The organism is Acidimicrobiia bacterium, from assembly GCA_009694375.1.
Lineage (GTDB): Bacteria > Actinomycetota > Acidimicrobiia > Acidimicrobiales > VFJN01 > VFJN01.
On record SHVB01000001.1, the window covers coordinates 321,158 to 337,069 of the forward strand.

A 15,912-nucleotide genomic window follows, 5' to 3' on the forward strand; every position below is an offset into this window, starting at 1 on the left:
TCGCGCTGAGCGGCTCATATTAGGCATGGCTAACATTATCTGCAAATGACACCACATCCCCCCGGCGGACTAGTCGGACGCCCGGCGACTGCGGAATCCTGGAGAGAACAACGTGTAGAGGATGAGAGCGGCGGCCGAGATGGCAATCGGTACATAGAGATCACCGCGACCACTGGTATAGGTGGGGTACAAGGCGATCGAGGACAGTATGAGGGTCCAGGTCCACAGAATCAGCACGCTGCGACGTTGCCCATGACCCAAGCGCATCAAGCGGTGGTGCATATGGTCTTTATCCGCCACCGTTATCCCCGAACCCCGACGGGCGCGGCGGATAATCGAGAAGACGGCATCGCTGATGGGCACCCCGAGGATCACGAGCGGAATGAACAGCGGGGCAAAGAAGAAGAACGTCTGGCCCGAGAACTGCGCATCGGTATTGCCCCCCACGCTGATAGTGGCGGCGGCCATGAGCAGCCCGAGCAACAGCGCCCCCGCATCGCCCATCATGATGCGAGCGGGATGGAAGTTGTGGGGCAGGAAGCCCAGGCAGGCGCCCAACATCGCCGCCACGATGACCGGCCCCACGTTGTCGGGGCTGATGGCCCCCACACCGTTGAGACGCTCGCAGTACAAGAGCAGAGCGGCCGAGCCGATGGCCATGATCCCCGCCGCCAGTCCGTCCAGCCCATCGATGTAGTTGATAGCGGTGGTCATCCCGATGACCCACACCACCGTCAACAGCGCCGACATATCCGGGGAGAGGGAGATCAGGCCCACAAAGGGGATGCGGAAGAACAGGATCGTCACACCCGCCACCGACAGCACACTGGCGGCCAGCACGGTCCCGGCGAGTTTGGCCGGCGGGGATACGTCACGCAGGTCGTCAACCTGCCCCACCACAAAGATGAGTATTGCGGCGATCACCACGCCGAGCGGCACGGTGGAGGCCGCAAAGACGGCGTCGAACCTGGTCCCCTGCCAGGCCACCGCCATGCCCACCAGAAAACCCAGGAGAATGCCAGCGCCACCGAGAATGGCCATCGGCTGGGTGTGTATGCGCCGGGCGTCGGGCATCACCACTGCGCTGGTCCGGAAGGACAACCAGCGGAAGAACGGCGTAACCGCCAGGGTGGTCAGGCCCGCCGCGGCGATGACGGGGAGAAAACCCGTCAGATATTCACCCATGCATCAGGCTGGGTACGGCATGAACTTGGAGCACAGGGCCTGCACCTCATCCTTTATCGCCGCCAGTTCGGCTTCGTCTTCCCGGCCCACCAGCGTGCGGTGAATGAGGCCCGCCACCGTCACCATTTCGGGCTCGGCCATCCCCTGGGTAGTCACCGCCGGCGTGCCGATGCGCAGCCCCGAGGTGATGTAAGGCGGACGCGGATCCTCAGGAACCGTGTTCTCGTTGAGGCTGATACCGGCTCGATCGAGGGCGAGTCGCGCCTTTTTGCCCGACAGGTCGGGGTCGAAACTGCGGAGGTCTACGAGTACGAGGTGGTTGTCTGTTCCCCCCGACACCAACCGCAGGCCGTGCCCCACCAGCGCCTCCGCCAGCGCGCTGGCGTTGCGCACAACCTGGGCGCTGTACTGCCGGAACTCAGGGGTGGCGGCCTCGGCGAAGGCCAGCGCCTTGGCGGCAATGACGTGGTCGAGCGGACCCCCCTGGAGGCCGGGGAACACTGACTTGTCGATGGTGTCGGCCAATGCCTCCGTGCACAGGATCGCTCCCCCGCGCGGCCCTCGAAGGGTCTTGTGGGTGGTGAAGGTCATGATGTCGGCGCCGTGATCCATCGGGTTCGGGTGCTGTCCGCCCGCGATGAGCCCCGCGATGTGGGCGGCGTCGAAGAGGAAGATCGCACCCACCTCGTCGGCGATCTCTCGAAAGGGCTGCGGATCGATGATGCGGGCGTAGGCGGTGGCGCCCGCCACGATCAGCTTGGGACGCTCGGTCAGGGCGATGTCGCGCACCTGATCCATGTCGATCCGCTCGTCACCGGGGGTAACGCCGTAGGAGACGAAGTTGTACAACTTGCCGCTGGCGTTCACCGGGGAACCGTGGGTGAGGTGACCACCCTGGTCGAGGCCGAGGCCCAGCACCGTATCGCCCGGGATCAACAAGGCGAGATACACCGCCATGTTGGCGTTGGCCCCCGAATGGGGCTGCACGTTGGCATGGGGCGCGTTGAAGAGGGCCTTCGCCCGGTCGCGAGCAACGTTCTCGACCTCGTCGATCACCTCGTTGCCGCCGTAGTAGCGCTTGGCGGGGTAGCCCTCGCTGTATTTGTTCGTGAGCACCGAACCGGTGGCCTTGATCACCGCGGGTGAGGTGAAGTTTTCGCTGGCGATCAACTGAATGGTGGTGTTCTGACGCTCCACCTCACGATCGATCAGCGTAAGAATCTCGTCGCCGGGGTTGCTCGGCCAACTCATGGGCTGTTCTCCTCAGTTTCAATATCGGCGATCAGGGCTAGGCGAGCCTCGTGGCGGCCCCCGGAAAAAGGCGTTAGCAACCAGAGTTCGAGGATCTCGGTGGCCAGACCAAAGGCCACGATGCGTGCCCCCATGGCCAGCACATTGGCATCGTTGTGCTCACGGCTCAATCGGGCGGTGTACAGATCGTTGCAGAGGGCGGCGCGCGCGCCCCGGACCTTGTTGGCGGCGATCTGCTCGCCCTGACCGGACCCACCGAGAACAATGCCGCGCTCCGCTTCGCCAGCCACCACCGCTCGGCCCACCGCCGCGCAGACAGGGGGATAATCCACCGCTTCGGTGCCGTGCGTGCCCAGGTCGATCACCTCGTGTCCGAGGCGGCGGAGATCGGCCACAAGATGGGCCTTGAGTTCCACCCCGGCATGGTCGGCACCAATGACAACGTTCATGCCGCTCCCCTGGTGGCCAACGGTGGCGGTGTCATCGTCACCCCGCGCGGGCCGGGCATACGCCTCGGCGGCAAGGGGATTCGATGGTTGGGGCAGAGCAGGCGCGCGTCGATGGTCTGATTGTAGGTGCGTAGACCCGCGCCAATAGAGTTGACCGTTGGGTCAAGTTCTTGGGAGGAACACCCGTGGTCGATCCCCGTACCCCCGTCCTGATTGGGGTGGGCCAACTGAGCCATCGTGTCGACAGGGGCGAGGCACCCCTCGAGCCCGCCGAAATGATGGTGCACGCCCTCCAGCGGGCGGGCGAAGACTCCGGCGCCGGATCGGCTGCTCTCACCGGAGCCGATGCGCTGCACGTGGTCGGGCTGCTGTCGTGGCGCTACCGCGATGCCGGCCGCCTCGTGGCCGAGCGACTCGGCGCCACCCCGAAGGACACCTCCGTGACGGGCAATGGCGGCAACGGGCCGCAGTCGCTCGTAAACCAAACCTGCCTCGACATCCAGGCTGGCCGGGCCGATCTCGTGCTCCTCGCCGGGGCCGAAGCGTGGCGCACGCGCATGGCGGCGCGACGATCCCAAACGGAACTCCACTGGACTACGCAAGGTGAAGAGGTGCCCCTGGCGCGCCAATCCATCGCAGAAGTGGAGATGTGGGCGCCGGGTGAGCAGGCCCGGGGCGTGGTGATGCCGGTGCAGTTGTACCCCCTGTTCGAGCAGGCCTTCCGGTTGGAGCGGGGCCGAAGCATCGCCGCCCATACGGTGGCTATCTCCGAACTGTGGGCCGGATTCAGTGCGGTGGCCGCCACCAATCCCCACGCTTGGGTGCAGCGGCAGTATTCCGCCGAAGAGATCCGCACCGTCGGGCCCGACAACCGGATGATCGGCTTCCCCTACACCAAATTGATGAACTCGAACTCGTCGGTGGAGCAGGGTGCCGGGCTGATCCTTTGCTCTGCCGAACGGGCCGAGTCGCTCGGCGTGGCGCGCGATCGGTGGGTGTTTCCCCTCAGTGGCACCGACACCCACGACCATTACTTCGTGTCCCACCGGGAGCGACTCGGTGCCTCCCCCGCCATGCGCATCGGCGGACGGGGTGCGCTCGACCTCGCCGGGGTGGGCGTCGACGACCTGGCCCACATCGATCTCTATTCCTGTTTCCCCTCGGCGGTGGAGATCGCGGCCGCAGAGATCGGCATCGGCACAGACCGGCCCCTTACCGTTACCGGCGGGCTGTCCTTCGCCGGCGGACCGTGGAACAACTACGTGATGCACTCCATCGCCACGATGGCCACCGTGCTGCGCCACGATGCGGGCGGGGTCGGCCTCGTGTCGGCCAACGGCGGGTTCATCACCAAACACGCCTTCGGGGTGTACAGCACCGAACCGCCCGCCAGTGCGTTTCGCCACGCCGAACCGCAGGCCGCGGTGGATGCCCTCCCCTCCCGCGTGCTCTGCGACGACCCCGATGCGTGCATCACCGTCGAAGCCTGGACGGTGATGCACGATAGGGAGGGTGAGCCAGCCTCAGGCATCATCGTGGGTTTGCTCGACGACGGCCGCCGCGCGTGGGGCACCACCACCAACGCCGATCACCTCCGCACGATGCTGACCACCGAGATGGGTGGCCAGCAGGTGCACGTGCACCCCGATGGGGCCGTGGACCTCTAGGACTCGTCGGCGCTTTTGTTCTGGGCGGCGCGAGCCTGTAGCACGGCCATCACGTGATCACGGGCGTCGGGCATCTCATCGAGCAACTCCCGGAAGTGCTCAATGTCGAAGGACAACAAACGCATCGGACCCTGCGCCACCACCGAGGCATTGCGGGGCCGGTGGCCGATCAGGGCCATCTCCCCCACGATAGAACCCGACCCAATGGTGGCGAGGTGATCGGGACCACTGAAAATACCCGCCTCACCGGAGATCACGAAGAAGCATTCCAGCCCCACGTCTCCCTGATCCATCAGCACCGCCCCGGCCTCGGCATCCACGGCTTGGCCTAGGGCCAGGAAACGAACGAGGTCGGGCTCGGTCATCTGGGCGAATATCGCGAGGTGACGTAGGTCCTCGATTGTCGCTGCGTCAACCTTGTCGGATGACATCGGCATCCCTCCGTGTTCATGGTGCGGCGGCCATCGGGCCCGGGGTAAGCAATCTACTGGCCCGAACCGCTAGTCGCCGCCGCCAGTTGCAGCACGTGCTCCGCCTCTACCGCCCCGGCCCGCAGCACCGTCCAGGGCCAGGTCGTGGTATCCACCACGGTGGAGGGTGGCGCGTTGAGGAGCGGGCCGTCCACCACCAACGCCACGCCCGGTCCCAGGGCCTCCCCGGCCTCCCGGGCGGTGGCCGGGGTGGGCAGGCCGTGACGATTGGCACTGGTAGTAGCGAGCGGCCCAACCCGGGCCGCCAGGCCCTGAACGAAAGCGTGATCGGGCACGCGCAGCCCAATGGTATGGGTGGGTGTGCCCAGGGCCAGATCCAGCCCCGCTCGCCGCGGCACTACCAGGGTGAGCGCACCCGGCCACCACTGTGCTGCCACCGCGCGCACCGCCGCGGTACCTCCCTGATCGGCCCAGGTGAGGGCCTGGGCGGCATCGGCGCACAACACCGCCACCGGCACGCCCTCCAAGCGCCCCTTCAGGGCAAACAACTTGGCGGTGGCGGTCGCGTCACCCGCCCGAGCTGCTACGCCGTAGACCGTGTCGGTCGGAAGCACCACCACGCCGCCGGCTTCCAACGCCGCCACTGCGTCATCCAAAGCCGCCACCTCAACTCCAGCCGTCGGGCCGCTTTTGGGAAGCGGAGGGGCACAACAGGGGATGGAGCCAGAGCACAACCGTGCACCCTACGCGCTGCACGGGAACGGGCGAATAGGGTCGACGGTCATGCGGGCTGTGGTCATGCGCCGAGGAACCCTGGTGGTGGACGAGGTGGACGAGCCGCGCCCTGCCCCCGGACAGGTACTGGTCCAGACCATCGCCTGTGGAATCTGCGGCTCTGACCTCCACGCCCTCGCCCATGCCGACGAGATGGTGAAGATGTCGCAGGAGGCCACCGAGGCGCTGCCCGAAGGCATGCGCCCGCAGATCATGGACCCCACCCGAGACGTCGTCATGGGGCACGAGTTCAGTGCCGAAGTGCTGGCCGTGGGCGAGGGCGGGGGCAACGTCTCAGTGGGCGACATGGTGGTGTCGCTCCCGATGGCCTTTGGTCCCACCGGTCTGCATGCCCTGGGTTATTCGAACGAGATGCCCGGTGGCTACGGCGAGCGGATGGTCTTGTCCGACCTGGCGTGCCTGAAAGTACCCAACGGCCTCGACCCTCGCCATGCCGCCCTGACCGAGCCGATGGCGGTGGGCCTCCACGCCGTCAATCGCTCCACCATTACTCCCGGCCAGGCGGCGGTGGTACTCGGCTGTGGCCCCGTGGGACTGGCCATCATTGCTGCCCTCGTGGCGCGGCAAGTTGAGCCCATCGTGGCGGCCGACTTCAGCCCCACCCGCCGAGACCTGGCGCTCGCCATGGGGGCACACGTAGCGGTGGACCCGCGCCACGAGCCCGCCATCGAAGCCTGGCGGCGACTGGGAGCCAAGGAACCGCTGCACCTGTACGAAGCGGTGGGGGTGCCCGGCATGATCGATCAAGCCATCCACGATGCCCCACGCGGCGCCCAGATCATGGTGGCCGGGGTGTGTATGGAGACCGACACGATTCATCCGATGCGAGCCATCGCCAAAGAGGTGACCATCCGCTTCGTCCTCGGCTACGACCCCAGCGAGTTTGGGGCCTGCCTCACCGCGATTGCCGAGGGCACCTACAACGTGTCGGGGATGATCACCGGAACCGTTGGCCTCGACGGGGTAGCGCAGGCGTTCGTGGACCTGGCCCACCCCGATGGGCATGGCAAAATCCTCGTCGAACCCTCACTCCCCAACCGGGGTTAGCGGTACGCCACCAGGGCGCGGGGACGACCGGCGAGATCGGGATGCACCGTGGCGTGTCCAAACCCGTTCTTCGTCGCCAACTGCACGACGGCGGGTCCTTGGGTCTCTCCAATCTCCACCACCAGGACGCCCGCCTCGGTGAGCCATTCCCCGGCACCGTTCACGATCACTTCGATGTGTTCGAGACCCCCGGGCCCGGATACCAGTGCGTCCCGTGGCTCCCAGTCCGCCACCTCCGCCGGGAGCAGTTCCGATGCCGCCACGTAGGGCGGGTTGGACACGATCACGTCTACTCGCCCCCGGATCTCTGACGGCAGGGCGGCGTACCAGGAGCCGGCCTCCAGCCGCACGCCGGCGGCCCGGCGGCCTAGCGCAGCGAGGTTGGCGCGAGCCACCGCCAGCGCGTCGGTGGAAACATCAGTGGCCCACAGTTCGATGTGGGGCCAGCACTCCGCAGCCAGCGACAGGGCGATAGCCCCCGAACCGGTACCGAGGTCCACGGCGATCGCCGGCCCGTTCACCGCCGCGACGGCATCGAGCGCCAGAGCCACCACCCCCTCGGTCTCGGGGCGCGGGATCAGCACGCGAGGATCTACCAACAAGTCGAGAGTGCGGAACCCCCAACGGCCGAGCACGTATTGCAGCGGCTCCCCCGCTACCCGGCGGTTCACCATGTCCGTGAAGTGCCGAGCCTCGCGGTCGGTGACGGGCTCGTCGAGCGCACCGGCTTGGGCGGCGGCGGTGCGCCCGGTGGCTTGCTCGATGATCCAGCGGATCTCCTGGTCGGGATCATCTACCAGGGCATCCCGCAGACGCTGGCACCCTTGGGCGCGCCACTCTCGCCAGCCCACCGGGCTCATGTTCCCTCGCTGAGCCGCCGCGTCTGCTCGGCCGCCATCAGGGCATCGATCACGTCGTCGAGTTCACCGGCGAGCACCTTGTCGAGTTTGTGCAAGGTGAGTCCGATGCGATGGTCGGTGACGCGGTTCTCTTTGTAGTTATAGGTGCGGATCTTCTCCGACCTTCCACCCCCGCCTACCTGAATCTTGCGGGCGCCCGAGAGGGCGGCGGCCTGTTTGTCCTGCTCCAGTTTGAGCAGGCGGGCCCGCAGCACTTGCAGGGCCTTGGCCCGATTCTGAATCTGACTCTTCTCGTCTTGCATCGCCACCACCAGCCCAGTGGGCTTGTGGGTGATGCGCACGGCGGAGTCGGTGGTGTTCACACTCTGTCCACCCGGACCCGACGAGCGATAGACGTCGATCTGCAGATCGTTGGTATCGATGGCCACATCAACCTCCTCGGCCTCGGGCAACACGGTGACAGTGGCCGACGACGTGTGGATTCGGCCCTGACTTTCCGTCACCGGCACCCGCTGCACCCGGTGGGGACCACCCTCTTGATGGAGGCGCGGCCATACGCCGTTCCCCTTCAGCAGGAACGTGATGTCGTTGAACCCGCCCATGTCGGATTGGTCCGAACCGAGCACTTCGAGCCGCCACCCCATACGGGCGCTGTAGGCCTGGTACATCTCGAACAGGTCCCGGGCGAACAGGTTGGCCTCTTCGCCTCCCTCCGCGCCCCGGATCTCCACGATCACGTTCTTACCTTCGTTAGGGTCCTTGGGCAGCAGGAGCGTTCGTAGCTCGGCCTCCAGGCGCTTGATGTCGGCCTCAGCCTCGGTGACTTCCACCCGCATCACCTCGCGGTCCTCGCCGTCGAGACCGGTGAGCATCTCCTTGGCCGTCTCGAGATCTTCGCGGCGTTGCCGGAGTTGCTGCGCCGTCTCCACAATCGGACCCAACTCGCGATAGCGCCGGGCCACGTCCTGGTAGCGGCTCTGGTCGGCCAGCAACTCGGGGTCAGCCAGGCGCGCCTCCACCCCGATGAACTCACGCTCCAGGTCGGCTAACCGTTCCATCATCACTGGCAGGGTACGGCTGTCGGGGTCCCGGCACGCGTTCCCGGGTCATTGCTATCCACGGCAGGGCGGGAACGGGGGGTTCCTTGTTTGGCCCCCGGCGGGGCGCGGCCGGGCCCGGTGCCGTCGCTCCAACGATCTTGGCGAAGCGTGTAACGGCCTCACTTCACCCGCCGGAGGGCCGATTCGCGCTCTGGGCGCCGTCGAAGTCAGGCGCGCCGTCGCCGGGGAGCGCGATCACCTCGGCGGGATGGGCGAGCCGATCGGCTAGCGCACGGGTCACAGGGTGGGCGTCTCGTTCGGGGACCACGAGGAGCAGACGGGCGTCGGGCGACAGCGTCAGACGGGCATCGGCCGCCGCGGGCACTAGGTCCAGATGAATCCCTACCGAGCAGGCCACCACCACCGTCTGGCCGTCGTTGTCGATACCCACAGCCACGGCGATGGCCGGATCCCGCAGGTTGGGCCGGGGTTCGGCGGGCGGTGCGGCATGTAACTCCCTCAGGCCCACGCGACCGGGATCAGCCAGCAGCGCGGCGCGCAGCCACCGCTCGGGGGCGAGTTGGTTCAGTGGGTGGCGCTCGGCGCCCACTCGACGCGCCCCTCGCACGATCTCGATCACCCGGGCCAGTTGGGTGTCGGGCGGGAGGTTGCCGTGCAGCATCCCGGTGAGTTCGCGATCCGCACGGCCCACTCCCACCTCGAGGATGGGTTCGTCGATCGGTGTGCCCGAGGTGGTGGTGCCGTGGGAGATGCGCGCCACCTCCAGGCCCAAAACCTCGGCGCGCACAATGCCTTCCTCCACCACCATCTCCACATCGGCGTCCAGCAAGAGTTGGGTCAGGGCCGGGGCGGGCTGTGGTGCCAGGATGGCCCGGGGGGACGCCGCTATCGCGGGGGCGAGTGCGGCACCCTCGATCTGCCACACGGTTGGGGCCGCCGCGAACAACTGCGCCCGTCGGGCCACGATCCCGGCCGCCGTTTCCACCAGGAGGTGCAGCGTGGTGAGCGACCGGCGTTCAGCCCACACCAGGGCGGGACCCAAGGCCGCCAGCGGATTCACCGCAAGGAGCACCCACCCACTGGCGCCCTCTACTAGTGCCGCCCCGCCGGCAAACTCGGCCGCTATCGGGGTGGCATCACCCCATTGGGCACGCACTAACGCCCGCGCTTGCGCGGCGAGCAGTTCCGGCGCCGGAACGCTCATCGAGGGTAGATCAGGCTTCGTCGGAGGAGACGGTGGCTTCGTCTTCGGCCGAAACCTCCAACACCGCCTCAACTACCTCGGCATCAACCACCACCGCGTCTACGACCTCGGCATCAACCACCACGGCATCAACCACCACGGCATCAACCACCTCGTGGCCGACGACCACGGCGTCCACGACCACGCCGTCCACCACCGTCTCCACCACCGTCTCCACCACGGTCTCCACCACGGTCTCCACTGCCACGACATCCACCACGACATCCACCACGGTCTCGGCGGCCACGACATCCACGATCACGTCGTGGCCGTCCGTCACCACGAGGGCTTCTACGTCGGTCTCCGCAACGAGGCCTTCCACAACAGCCTCTACCACGACGGTCTCCACCACGGTCTCCACGACGGTCTCCACCACGGTCTCCACCACCACGGATTCGACCACGCCCTCGACCACGGCCTCCACCACCATGGCATCGACCACCTCCGAATCAACCACCACGGCATCGACGACCACCGAATCAACCACCACGGCATCCAGTACTGCCGCATCCACCACCGCGGCATCGACCTCGACATCGCTCACCACCATTGCGACGGGGGCCTCCACCACCGATGCTTCGGTGCCTTCCGGCTTGCGGCGCTTGCCGTAGCGGCGCTCAAAGCGGTCGATGCGGCCACCGGTATCCACCAGTTTTTGCTTGCCGGTGTAGAACGGGTGACATTCGCTGCAGAGCTCAGAACTAAGGCTCGCCCGGGTGGAACGAGTCTCGAAGGTGTTCCCACAGGAACACTTGACCGTAGCGATCACGTAGTCGGGGTGGATTTCAGCACGCATGGGGTTTCTCCGAATGTCTCTGGCGAGGGCTTGGGGATCCTACCGGTGCCCATCGGCCACCGCTACCTGAGGGGCTGGGCTCAGCTAGCGCCGGCCTTGGCCACCTCGGCGAGGAACTCCTTGTTCGTTTTGAAGGTCTTCATTCGTTCTGTCAACAACTCCACGCCGGCCTCACCGCTCATGGTCGACAGCACTCGGCGCAGTTTCCAGACCTGCTGCAGTTGGGTGCCCAGGAACAGCAGTTCCTCATGGCGGGTAGAGGAGGCCTCGATGTCTACGGCGGGGTAGATCCGCTGTTCGGCCAACCGCCGGTCCAGACGCAACTCCATGTTCCCGGTGCCCTTGAACTCCTCGAAGATCACCTCGTCCATCCGGCTACCGGTCTCCACCAGGGCCGTAGCCAGGATGGTGAGGCTGCCGCCTTCCTCCACATTTCGGGCCGCGCCGAAGAACTTCTTGGGGGGGTACAGCGCCGCCGTGTCGATACCACCCGACATCACCCGCCCGCTCGGGGGGGCGGCCAGGTTGTAGGCCCTGGACAGGCGAGTGATGCCATCAAGGATCACCACAACATCGCGGCCGTCCTCCACCAGGCGCTTGGCCCGCTCGATGACGAGTTCGGCCACCTGGGTGTGTTCCTCCGCCGGACGGTCGAAGGTGGAAGCAACCACTGTGGACGTGTCGTTCTTGAGCCACCGTTTCATATCGGTGACCTCCTCCGGGCGCTCGTCGACGAGCAGCACGAGCAGATGCACCTCCGGGTGATTCATCTCGATCGAACGCACGATCTGCTTCACCACGGTGGTCTTGCCCGCCTTCGGCGGCGACACGATGAGACCGCGCTGGCCCTTCCCAATGGGAGCGATGAGGTCGACAATCCGAGCCGTCATGTCCTCGGCGGCCCGGGGCAGTTCCAGGGTGAGTTTGCTGTCGGGGAACAAAGGGGTGAGATCGTCGAACGAACGACGATCCCGGGCCTTCTCGGGGTCGTCGCCATTCACGAGATCGATCCGCAAGAGCGCGGGGTTCTTCTCGTTGCGGAGGGCGGGGCGACTGGCGCCTTTCAACTGATCACCACGGCGGAGCCCCAGCTGACGGGCCTGCTTTACCGAGACGTACACGTCGTCTTTGGAGGGCAGGTAGCCGCTGATACGAAGAAAGCCATAGCCCTCGTCGCGCAGGTCGAGATAGCCCTCCACATCGATGGGCTCGCCGGTGTACTCCTCAACCACTCCTGAGCCTTGGCCCGACCCGGAGGACTGGCCATCGCCCTGCCCCCGATTGCGGCCCCGGCGGCGACGACGGCGATTGCTGCTCTCGTCGTCCTCGTTCTGGTTATCACCGGCCTCACTCGATGGCCCACCGCTGTTGCCGTTGCCACTGTTACCACCGTTGCCGTTGCCATCGCGACGCTGGCTACCCCCGCGACCCTGGGCGCCGTTGCGACCCCCGCGATCAGGGGAGCCCGGCGGGCGATCAGCGGACTCGAATCGAGCCGCCGGCCCCGTCTGCGTCGAGACGGCCGGGCCGCCGGTGGCCCCGTCTCGGCTGGGAACCTCGGTGGACCGCGGCGAACGGGCCCGCGGGACCCGGGCGGCGGACTCAGGGGCGGCGGACTCAGGGGCGGCCACCACCGGTACTGCGGCGTCGGGGCCTGAACCTACGCCAGCAAGATCGAGGATCATGTCCACGATGTCGGCTTTTTTGACGCGGGCCTTCGGCTCGCCGCCGAGAGCCTTGGCGATCGTGAGGAGTTCATCACGGTCTTTCCGCTCGAGGGCGGAACGTTCTAGGGCAGTGGAATCCACGCTCATGCGAGTGGGTACCTCATGGGTTCAGGGAAATCGCCGGATTGACAGGAAGGTGTGGACCAAGACAAAGGTGCGCCAAGGCCGCGATGTTCGCTTCAGTGGGGCCATCGAGCCGCCCATACCGGAACATCGGTCGGTGTCGACTTCGCGTTGCGCCCCCGCGGAACCATGTCAGGCTAGCCCCATGACCTCATCGGGCCACAACCCGACGGAACCGCGTCGGGAACAGAGCAGACTCCCGTGCTGATCCAACCTGTGCTCGAAGCCCGCGGCCTCACCAAGTCCTTCGGTGAGATCAAAGCCGTAGATGACGTAGACCTGTGTATCAATCCCGGCGAGCGGTTGGGCCTCCTCGGCCCCAACGGCGCCGGAAAGACCACCACCCTGCTCATGCTCCTCGGTGCCATCACCCCCGATGCCGGCTCCATCACCATCGGGGCGCATCACCTTCCCCGGGGGCGGGCGGCGGCCATGAGCGAGGTGGGCTTCGTGGCCGGCTATCTCCCCCTCCCCGACCGGCTCAGGGTGCGCGAAGCCCTCTCGATCTTCGCCGGCTTCTACGGGATGAACCGCAAGGCGGGCGACGTCGCCGCCGCCGCCGGATTGGAGCGATTCGGCATCAGCCACCTCGCTGAACGCATGTGCATGGAACTGTCTTCCGGACAGCGCACCCTGGTGGGCATCGTGAAGGCCATCCTTCACTCCCCCACGCTCCTCGTGCTCGACGAACCCACCGCCAGCCTCGACCCCGACGTGGCCTACCGGGTGCGCCGCGGCCTCCTCGACGTGGCCGCCCACGACGGCACCGCCTTACTGGTCACCAGCCACAACATGGCCGAGGTGGAACGGCTGTGTGAGCGCGTGGTGTTCCTGGCGGCCGGGAAGGTGGTGGCCGACGGTTCACCCGCCTCCGTGGCGGCGGCCTTCGGCCACGGGAACCTCGAAGGCGTCTTCCTCCACCTCGCCGGCACCGTGGTGGCAGAGGACCAGACCGACAACCGCGATGGAACTACGGATCAGGAGGCGCCGTGGTAACCGCCGCCAACGACCGCCTGCCCTTCTCGTGGCTCCGGGTCCGCACGGTCGTGCGGCGACACCGCTACGTGCTGTTCCGCAGCCCCCACCGCTGGTTCGACCTGGCCTTCTGGCCGGTGTTCGACGTGCTGCTCTGGGGGTCGCTCGGGGCCTTCGTGGCGCAGCAAAGCCCCACTAGTCGCTCCACCACGCCCTATCTGCTGGCCGGAATCATGCTCTTTCAGGTGTTGATGCAGAGCCAAGTCGCGGTGGCCACGGGCTTCATGGAGGAGACATGGACCCGCAACCTGCTCAACGTGATGACCACGCCGTTGCGGGAAATCGAATACGTGATCGGACTGGCCTTGATGGGAATGCTCAAGTTGCTCGCCGCCATGACCACCGTGAGCATCACCGCCTTCGCCTTCTACCGATTCGGCCTCGGGGAGGTGGGCTTCGGCCTCATCCCGATCGTGGGGGTGCTGCTCCTGGTGGGCTGGTCCACGTCGATGCTCGTGATCGGCCTGCTGTTGCGCTACGGCCAGAGCGCCGAAATCCTCGCCTGGGCCACCACCTTTGCGATCCTGGCGGTGTCGGGCGTGTTCAACCCGGTGGAGTCCATCCCCGGGCCGATCCAACCCATCGCCAAGATCCTCCCCACCACCTACGCCTTCACCGCCGCCCGCGATCTCCTCGACGGCGGCGGGGTGCCGTGGGCCACCCTCGGCTGGGCCGCGCTCAGCGGTGTCATCCTCGCCGGCTTGTCGATGATCTACGTGCTGCGGATGCTGAAGGTCTTCCGAACCCGAGGCTTTGTCACCCGGTATTCCTAATCCCGAGCCGCCTGTCCACCACTCAGAGGGCTCGAGGCGTGATCCTTCTGTCATGGAATCTTCGCCGCCGCGACATCTACGCGCCGCCACCCCCGCCCCCGGGGGCGGCCGCCGGATCGGGCTGATCGTGGTGGTGATGCTCGCGCTGGCGGGCGGGGCGGGCGTCGCCGTGGCCCAGACCACCCGCGGAAGGGCGCAACCCACCAACGCCGCCGCGTCCTCGACGGTGCCCCCCACCACGGCCACCACCACGACCACGGTGGCCCCCCCGCGCACGGCCACCATTGCCTTCGGCGGTGACGTGCTTATTCATTCACCCGTGTGGAAAGCCGCCGCCACCCCCAATGGCTACGACTTCTCCCCCATGTTCGCACCTCTCTCGCCGGTGCTCACCGCGGCCGATGTGGCCATCTGCCATCTCGAGGTGACCCTGGCCCGACCCGAGGAGCCGCTGTCGAGCTATCCCCGGTTCCGCGCACCGGCCGCCCTCGCCACCGACCTCGCCGAGGCGGGGTTCGACGGCTGCTCGGTGTCGTCCAACCACGCGCTCGACTTCGGCGCCCAGGGGGTAGTGGCCACCCTTGATGCCCTTGATGCCGCGGGCCTGCAGCACGTGGGCACGGCGCGAACGCCGGAGGAGAACCAGCTGGCGGCGCGCTATGACGCCGGTGGCATTGCGGTGGCGCAGCTGTCCTATGCCTATGGGTTCAACGGGTTCACCCGACCGGCGGGCCAGGAATGGCTGGCGGATCAGATCGATCCCGCCCTCATCTTGCGGGATGCCGCCGCCGCCCGGGCCGCCGGCGCCGAGGTGGTGATCGTGTCTCTGCACTGGGGCAACGAGTACAACCACGACGTCACCGCCGCCCAGCAACAGGTGGCTGATGCGCTCGCCGCCGTGCCCGGCGCGGTGGACCTGGTGGTGGGTACCCACGCTCATGTGGTGCAACCGATCTCCAAGGTGGGATCGATGTGGGTGGTGTGGGGCATGGGAAACCTGCTGTCGAGCAACTCCACCGGATGCTGCCCAAAGGACACCATCGACGGCTTGGTCGTCACCGTAGGCATTGGTGATCTCGGTGCACGCGGCGCAGGAGCGGGTGTCACATCGGTGGCCGTGACGCCCACGTGGAACGAGCGACGCAACTTCCGCGTCCTGCCCACCGCCGCCACTGTCGCCGATGGCACCGCCCCGGATCTCGTCGCGGAGTTGCGGGCGTCCTACGCCCGCACCATGAGCGCGGTGCTGGCCCTCGGTGGGGCCGAGGTGGGGGTGGTTCCCGTGCCCGCTATGCCCGGCTGAGGGCTGGCGGTACCACGCCCTCGCCGGCCGTGAGGCGCCGGGGGCTACGCCGAGGGGACGAGGCGAGCCATCAACTCGTGGCCGGGAACATCCACACAGTGGGCCGTAGCGGGCTCGCTGTAGGTGCCGCCGGGCCCGTCCACGGCGGAATCCACGAGAAGATAGG

14 protein-coding genes and 1 pseudogene are annotated in these 15,912 nt (G+C 67.0%); 5 read left to right on the forward strand and 10 right to left on the reverse strand.

Annotated features, from left to right (window positions below; all coding sequences use genetic code 11):
- Window positions 1–69: 69 nt before the first annotated feature.
- The 3 genes from EXQ71_01605 to rpiB are packed head-to-tail and all read right to left on the reverse strand — an operon-like array spanning window position 70 to window position 2,885.
- A complete protein-coding gene (locus EXQ71_01605) occupies window positions 70–1,185 on the reverse strand; it encodes an undecaprenyl/decaprenyl-phosphate alpha-N-acetylglucosaminyl 1-phosphate transferase (GenBank protein MSO86199.1) in 1,116 nt (371 codons plus the stop codon).
- 3 nt (window positions 1,186–1,188) lie between these two features.
- The gene (locus EXQ71_01610) at window positions 1,189–2,436 is read right to left on the reverse strand and encodes a serine hydroxymethyltransferase (protein MSO86200.1); all 1,248 of its coding nucleotides are present in this window, start codon (window positions 2,434–2,436) and stop codon (window positions 1,189–1,191) included.
- Window positions 2,433–2,885, reverse strand: a complete 453-nt coding sequence (rpiB, locus tag EXQ71_01615) for a ribose 5-phosphate isomerase B (GenBank protein MSO86201.1) — start codon at window positions 2,883–2,885, stop codon at window positions 2,433–2,435. The genes EXQ71_01610 and rpiB overlap by 4 nt, the downstream gene beginning before the upstream one ends.
- Window positions 2,886–3,055: 170 nt before the next feature.
- Between rpiB and EXQ71_01620 the strand changes: the two genes are divergently transcribed.
- Entirely contained in the window at window positions 3,056–4,552 is a 1,497-nt protein-coding gene (locus tag EXQ71_01620; GenBank protein MSO86202.1) for a hypothetical protein, read from the forward strand.
- On the opposite strand, the gene EXQ71_01625 is transcribed toward EXQ71_01620, so the two are convergent.
- Together EXQ71_01625 and EXQ71_01630 are read right to left on the reverse strand one after the other, a co-directional pair.
- Window positions 4,549–4,989: a cyclic nucleotide-binding domain-containing protein gene (locus EXQ71_01625; GenBank protein MSO86203.1), complete on the reverse strand. Its 441-nt coding sequence runs from the start codon at window positions 4,987–4,989 to the stop codon at window positions 4,549–4,551. The two genes, EXQ71_01620 and EXQ71_01625, sit on opposite strands and share 4 nt — an antisense overlap.
- Before the next feature lie 47 nt (window positions 4,990–5,036).
- Entirely contained in the window at window positions 5,037–5,717 is a 681-nt protein-coding gene (locus tag EXQ71_01630; GenBank protein MSO86204.1) for a threonylcarbamoyl-AMP synthase, read from the reverse strand.
- A gap of 49 nt (window positions 5,718–5,766) precedes the next feature.
- Here EXQ71_01630 and EXQ71_01635 point away from each other — a divergent pair, with 49 nt between their 5' ends.
- Window positions 5,767–6,825 (forward strand): alcohol dehydrogenase, encoded by a 1,059-nt coding sequence (locus EXQ71_01635; protein ID MSO86205.1) that lies wholly within the window; start codon window positions 5,767–5,769, stop codon window positions 6,823–6,825.
- On the opposite strand, the gene prmC is transcribed toward EXQ71_01635, so the two are convergent.
- From prmC to EXQ71_01660, 5 genes and pseudogenes are all read right to left on the reverse strand, one after another.
- The gene (prmC, locus tag EXQ71_01640; GenBank protein ID MSO86206.1) at window positions 6,822–7,685 is read right to left on the reverse strand and encodes a peptide chain release factor N(5)-glutamine methyltransferase; all 864 of its coding nucleotides are present in this window, start codon (window positions 7,683–7,685) and stop codon (window positions 6,822–6,824) included. The genes EXQ71_01635 and prmC overlap by 4 nt on opposite strands.
- Window positions 7,682–8,746: a peptide chain release factor 1 gene (gene prfA, locus EXQ71_01645; GenBank protein ID MSO86207.1), complete on the reverse strand. Its 1,065-nt coding sequence runs from the start codon at window positions 8,744–8,746 to the stop codon at window positions 7,682–7,684. The genes prmC and prfA overlap by 4 nt, the downstream gene beginning before the upstream one ends.
- A 163-nt stretch (window positions 8,747–8,909) precedes the next feature.
- Window positions 8,910–9,950: a hypothetical protein gene (locus tag EXQ71_01650; protein ID MSO86208.1), complete on the reverse strand. Its 1,041-nt coding sequence runs from the start codon at window positions 9,948–9,950 to the stop codon at window positions 8,910–8,912.
- A 631-nt stretch (window positions 9,951–10,581) separates the two neighbouring features.
- Window positions 10,582–10,785, reverse strand: a pseudogene (locus tag EXQ71_01655) (50S ribosomal protein L31).
- Window positions 10,786–10,865: 80 nt separating this feature from the next.
- Window positions 10,866–12,599, reverse strand: coding sequence for a transcription termination factor Rho (locus EXQ71_01660; protein ID MSO86209.1), 1,734 nt, complete (start codon window positions 12,597–12,599; stop codon window positions 10,866–10,868).
- A gap of 189 nt (window positions 12,600–12,788) precedes the next feature.
- On the opposite strand from EXQ71_01660, the gene EXQ71_01665 reads away from it, so the two are divergent.
- The 3 genes from EXQ71_01665 to EXQ71_01675 are packed head-to-tail and all read left to right on the forward strand — an operon-like array spanning window position 12,789 to window position 15,746.
- Complete coding sequence (locus EXQ71_01665) at window positions 12,789–13,631, forward strand: ABC transporter ATP-binding protein (protein MSO86210.1); 843 nt, start codon at window positions 12,789–12,791, stop codon at window positions 13,629–13,631.
- On the forward strand, window positions 13,625–14,443 hold the full coding sequence (locus EXQ71_01670; GenBank protein ID MSO86211.1) for an ABC transporter permease: 819 nt from the start codon (window positions 13,625–13,627) through the stop codon (window positions 14,441–14,443). The genes EXQ71_01665 and EXQ71_01670 overlap by 7 nt, the downstream gene beginning before the upstream one ends.
- Window positions 14,444–14,495: 52 nt before the next feature.
- Window positions 14,496–15,746, forward strand: coding sequence for a CapA family protein (locus tag EXQ71_01675; protein MSO86212.1), 1,251 nt, complete (start codon window positions 14,496–14,498; stop codon window positions 15,744–15,746).
- Window positions 15,747–15,912 lie beyond the last annotated feature (166 nt).